Source organism: Mycobacterium sp., assembly GCF_049683935.1.
Taxonomy (GTDB): Bacteria; Actinomycetota; Actinomycetes; order Mycobacteriales; family Mycobacteriaceae; genus Mycobacterium.
The window spans coordinates 1-5,367 of the sequence record NZ_JBAUJR010000128.1 but is presented as its reverse complement, the minus strand read 5'-3'; the positions used below and the strand labels follow the sequence as shown (position 1 = coordinate 5,367).

Below are 5,367 nucleotides of genomic sequence, written 5' to 3'. Positions count from 1 at the left end.
GAGGTCGGCTCGGGTGAAGACCCCGACGCGTTCCGGCTGCTGATGACCGGACGCCGGCTCACCGCCCGTGACCGCCGGGTGCTCGGGGCTGTCGCCAACCAGGCGGCCGGGCTGGTCACCCAGAAGGAACTGACCGAGGAGGCGGGCCGGGCCGAAGCCATCGCCAGGGCAGACGAACTGCGCCGGTCCCTGCTGTCGGCGGTCAGCCATGATCTACGCACCCCGCTGGCCGCCGCCAAAGCATCGGTGTCGAGCCTGCGCAGCGACGATGTCGGCTTCTCCCCCGAGGACACCGCAGAGTTGCTGGCGACCGTCGAGGAGTCGATCGACCAGCTGACCGCGCTGGTAGGCAACCTGCTGGACTCGTCGCGCCTGGCTGCCGGCGTGGTGCGTCCCGAGCTGCGCAAGGTCTACCTGGAGGAGGCGGTTCCGCGCGCGCTCCTCGGAATCAACAAGGGCACCAGAGGTATCGGGAGCAGCTCGCTGGGCCGGGTGAAGATCGAGGTGAACGACTCAGTGGTGCTGGCAGACAGCGGACTTCTCGAACGCGTGCTCGCCAACGTCATCGACAACGCGCTGCGCTACTCGTACGACCGTCCGGTCCGCGTCACCGCGGGGCGGCTGGGTGAGCGGGTGTTGATCGCCGTCGCCGACGAAGGACCCGGCATCGCCCGCGGTCACGAAGGACAGTTGTTCGCACCGTTCCAGCGACTCGGCGATCACGACACCAGCATCGGTGTCGGCCTCGGCCTTTCGGTCGCCCGCGGTTTCGTCGAAGCAATGGGCGGCACCATCGCCTCCACGGACACCCCAGGTGGCGGCTTGACGATCGAGATCGACCTCGCCGCACCGCCGGACGACGGTGCGCCATGACGACCGTGCCGGCCAAGACTCGGGTTCTTGTCATCGACGACGAACCGCAGATCCTGCGTGCGCTGCGGATCAACCTGTCGGTGCGCGGTTACGAGGTGCACACCGCCACGAACGGGGCTCAGGGACTTCGGGTGGCCGCCGATCACCGTCCCGATGTGGTGGTGCTCGACCTCGGCCTGCCCGACATGTCCGGCATCGAGGTGCTCGCCGGACTGCGCGGTTGGCTCACGGCCCCGGTGATCGTGCTGTCCGCGCGCACCGACTCCGCCGACAAAGTCGAGGCGCTCGATGCCGGCGCCGACGACTACGTCACCAAACCCTTTGGCATGGACGAGTTCCTGGCCCGACTGCGGGCCGCGGTACGCCGGGCCGCCGCAGCCGCCGACACCGACGAGCCCGTCGTCGAGACGTCGTCGTTCACCGTCGATCTGGCCGCCAAGAAAGTCACCCGCAACGGCGCGGAGGTGCACCTGACCCCGACCGAATGGGGCATGCTCGAGATGCTGGTACGCAACCGCGGCAAGCTCGTCGGCCGCGACGAACTGCTCAAGGAAGTCTGGGGCCCGGCCTATGCCAAGGAGACCCACTATCTGCGGGTGTACCTGGCGCAGCTGCGGCGCAAGCTCGAAGCCGACCCGTCACACCCGGTGCACCTGATCACCGAGGCCGGTATGGGCTACCGCTTCCAGGCCTGAGCGCGCCCGTCCCGCCCCCGCGGAATAGCGTTCCTGGCTGTGATTCCAGTCCCGGCCGCAGCCAGGAATGCTATTCCGCGGCTCAGGACGCGGGGACCTCGGCGGCCAGCGCAATCAGCCTGGCACGCACCAGGTCCGGACGCTCGTCGGCGATGAAGTGCCCGGAGTCGACGAACTCCACCGTGTAGTCGTCGGCACGCGCCGTCTCGGCGGCGGCCAGATCCGGCGCGATCGCCATGTCGTCCCTTCCGAACAGCACCCGGATCGGCACCGTCGCCCGCCGTCGCTCCCCAGTGCGGGCCAGCTTCGGGATCTCCCGGAACAGGAACGTCCGGTAGGTGTCGCGCGCGGTGCGGGCGACCACCGGGTCGCGGAACCGGTCCGTGTAGACGTGTGCGGTCTGCGGGTCGATATCCGACGCCGACCGGTACAACCGATCCAGGTAGGTGGTGCGCGTCTGGACAGGGACCCCCGCGATCGCGATCAACGGTTGGTAGACCAGGAACCGCCACGCGTGCCGCGCCATCACCGCCGGCGGAACCCACGGATGGGCGATGTTCAGGGCGAGGTAGGCGTCGATCCGCTCGGGCACCCGCAAGCTCAGCAGGTGGCCGAGGAAGCCGCCCCAGTCGTGCCCGACGAGAAGCACCCGATCCAGCCCGAGAGCGTCCATCAGCGCCACCAGATCGCTGACGACGTCCTCCTTCGCCCACCGGTGCGGCGCCGGGCCCGACCACCCGTAGCCCGGCAGATCGGGGGCGATGATCCGCATTCCCGGCGGCGGGTCGGCCAGCAGATCCCGGTACACGTAGTGATGCTGCGGCCAACCGTGCAGGGCCAGGACCGGACGACCGTCGGCCGGACCGGCCTCGGTCACGTGGAATCGCACCCCTCGGGCGGTGACAAAGCTCCTGCGCACCTGTCCGATCGGCGGGGGTTGGTTCGTCATGCCCCTGAGACTAACGGGAAGGGTTTACCGTTTGGTATGCCCCGGTACCGCGACCTCTTCGACACCAGCATCAATGATCCGGCCGCCTTCTGGGCCGATGCGGCCACCGCGGTCACCTGGACCCGCGAGCCGCAGCGCATCCTCGACGACACCCATCCGCCGTTCTACCGCTGGTTCCCCGACGCCGAACTCAACACCTGCGCCAATGCGCTGGACCGCCACGTCGAGAACGGGCGCGGCGAGCAGGCCGCGCTGATCTACGACTCCGCGGTCACCGACACCAAGCGCACCTACACCTACACCGAACTGCTCGACCACACCGCCCGGTTCGCCGGTGCGCTGCGCGGCCTCGGTGTCGGCCGCGGCGACCGGGTGGTGATCTACATGCCGATGATCCCCGAGGCCGTCATCGCCATGCTGGCCTGCGCCCGGTTGGGTGCGGTGCACTCGGTGGTGTTCGGCGGGTTCGCGCCGCACGAACTGGCGGTGCGGATCGACGACGTCCGGCCGACGGTGATCGTGTCCGCGTCGTGCGGGATCGAACCGACCCGGGTCGTCGAATACAAGCCGATGCTCGATGCCGCGGTGGCGATGGTGTCCCACCCTCCGCAGCATTGTGTTGTGGTGCAACGAGATCGGCACCGCTGCGACCTCGTCGAGGGTCGCGACGTGGACTGGGAAGACGCGATGGCGAGCGCGTCGCCCGTCGAGGCGGTGCCTGTCGCGGCCACCGACCCGCTCTATGTGCTCTACACCTCCGGGACCACGGGCAAGCCCAAGGGCATCGTCCGCGACAACGGCGGGCACGCGGTCGCGTTGCTGTGGAGCATGCAGCACATCTACGACATCGGGCCCGGGGACGTGTTCTGGGCGGCCTCCGATGTCGGCTGGGTGGTCGGCCACTCCTACATCGTCTACGCGCCGTTGTTGATGGGCGCGACGACGGTGCTCTACGAAGGCAAGCCGGTCGGCACCCCCGATCCCGGCGCGTTCTGGCGGGTGGCGTCGGAGCACCGCGTGAAGGCGCTCTTCACCGCGCCCACGGCGATCCGGGCCATTCGCAAGGAGGATCCGGAAGGCAAATACCTCGCCGACTACGACCTCTCAGCACTGCAGTATCTGTTCCTGGCCGGGGAGCGACTCGACCCCGACACCTACCACTGGGCCACCGACAAGCTCGGCATCCCGGTGATCGACCACTGGTGGCAGACCGAGACCGGGTGGCCGATCGCCTCCAATCCGATGGGCACCGAACAACTTCCACTCAAGCCGGGCTCGCCCACCGTTCCGATGCCCGGGTACGACGTGCACATCCTGCACGACGACGGGAACGGCTGCGAGATCGGCCAGGAGGGCGCGATCTGCATCCGGCTGCCGTTGCCGCCCGGCACGCTGCCCACGCTGTGGAACGCCGAGGACCGGTTCGAGGCGTCGTACCTGTCCGAACATCCCGGCTACTACCTGACCGGTGACGGTGGTCGCTTCGACGAGGACGGCTATCTGTTCGTGATGGGCCGCATCGACGACGTGATAAACGTGGCCGGGCACCGCCTGTCGACAGGGGCGATCGAGGAGGTGCTCGCCACCCACCCGTCGGTGGCGGAGTGCGCGGTGATCGGGGTCGCCGACGAGATCAAGGGGCAGGCCCCGCGGGGGCTGGTGGTCGTCAAGGCGGGCGCCGCCACCGACAACCTCGCCGAGCAACTCGTGCGGTTGGTGCGCGACGAGATCGGCTCGGTGGCCGCGTTCAAGCTGGTCGACGTCGTCCCGGCGCTGCCGAAGACACGGTCGGGCAAGATCCTGCGCAAGACGATGCGCGGCATCGCCGCAGGCCGCGACGAGCCGGTGCCCTCCACCATCGAGGATCCCGCGGTGCTCGACGCACTCACGCCGATTCTTCGGTCCTGACCAGGTTCACCCGACCCGAGGGTGGGTACCTCCTGAACACACACGTCAATAACGTGATGTGACGGGAGGCCCGAATGGCTGGCAGGCCGAAGTACATGGCTGTCCAGGGTGCGGCCTTGATCGTGGGCACGGTGCTCGTATTGATCGGCGTGCTGGGCTTCGTTCCCGGGGTGACCACTCACCTCGACCAGCTCGCCTGGGTGGGGCCGCGCTCCGGCGCAATGCTTTTCGGCACCTTCCTGGTGTCTGCGCTGGTGAACATCCTGCACCTGCTGATCGGCGCCGCTGGATTCATCCTCGCCCGCTCCTATGCGGGCGCCCGTGCCTACCTGCTGGGCGGCGGGCTGATCTACCTGGGGTTGTGGCTCTACGGAATGCTCGTCGAACACGGCAGCAGCGCCCACGTCCTGCCCTTCAACAGCGCCGACAACTGGCTGCACGCGGGGTTCGGCGGCGTGATGGTGTTGCTCGCGGTCACGCTGGCCGGGCAGCGCGACCCGACCAAGCGGCGACCACGCAGAATGCGGTCCGCGGCGTAGGCGACCGCCCGTGGTCCCACCGAGGTGAGGTGACCAACGCTCACCCGATCGACAGCGCGATGCCGTCGAGGATGTCGTGTTCACTGACCACGAGTTCGCTGATGCCCGCGCGCTCGCCCAGCGCGGCAGCCAGTTCCTGCACCACGATCGCTCCCCCACCGATGACGTCGACGCGGCCCTCGTGCATCGGCCCGAGCGCGGCCCGCTGCTGGCGGGTCATCACCAGCAGATCGGCGCACACACCGAGCAGGTCCCCGAACCCGACCCGGGACAGGTGGATGGCGTCCGAGTCGTAGGTGGTCATCTGGTTGGCGAGCGCAGCCAGCGTCGTGAACGTGCCCGCCACCCCGACCCAGGTCCGGGCCCGCTCGACGGGCACCAGGCGCAGCGCCTCGGCCAGCGC

At 68.9% G+C, this 5,367-nt stretch carries 6 protein-coding genes; 4 read left to right on the top strand and 2 right to left on the bottom strand.

Translation table 11 applies throughout. From position 1 onward, the window contains the following. Positions 1-873: sensor histidine kinase (locus WA965_RS07695; protein WP_526447314.1), on the top strand; the 873-nt coding region annotated here is incomplete at its 5' end. Next, positions 870-1,568 (top strand): response regulator transcription factor, encoded by a 699-nt coding sequence (locus WA965_RS07690; RefSeq protein WP_526299696.1) that lies wholly within the window; start codon positions 870-872, stop codon positions 1,566-1,568. The genes WA965_RS07695 and WA965_RS07690, both read left to right, overlap by 4 nt. An 82-nt stretch (positions 1,569-1,650) precedes the next feature. Here the strand turns inward: WA965_RS07690 and WA965_RS07685 are convergent, their stop codons facing one another. Next, a complete protein-coding gene (locus WA965_RS07685; protein ID WP_526294204.1) occupies positions 1,651-2,517 on the bottom strand; it encodes an alpha/beta fold hydrolase in 867 nt (288 codons plus the stop codon). 36 nt (positions 2,518-2,553) lie between these two features. On the opposite strand from WA965_RS07685, the gene WA965_RS07680 reads away from it, so the two are divergent. Both WA965_RS07680 and WA965_RS07675 read left to right on the top strand, forming a co-directional pair. Continuing rightward, on the top strand, positions 2,554-4,425 hold the full coding sequence (locus WA965_RS07680; protein WP_526294203.1) for a propionyl-CoA synthetase: 1,872 nt from the start codon (positions 2,554-2,556) through the stop codon (positions 4,423-4,425). A 74-nt stretch (positions 4,426-4,499) separates the two neighbouring features. Continuing rightward, on the top strand, positions 4,500-4,964 hold the full coding sequence (locus WA965_RS07675; RefSeq protein ID WP_526294202.1) for a DUF4383 domain-containing protein: 465 nt from the start codon (positions 4,500-4,502) through the stop codon (positions 4,962-4,964). Positions 4,965-5,004: 40 nt separating this feature from the next. On the opposite strand, the gene WA965_RS07670 is transcribed toward WA965_RS07675, so the two are convergent. Beyond that, the coding region (locus WA965_RS07670) for a Ppx/GppA phosphatase family protein (RefSeq protein ID WP_526447312.1) at positions 5,005-5,367 on the bottom strand (363 nt) is incomplete at its 5' end.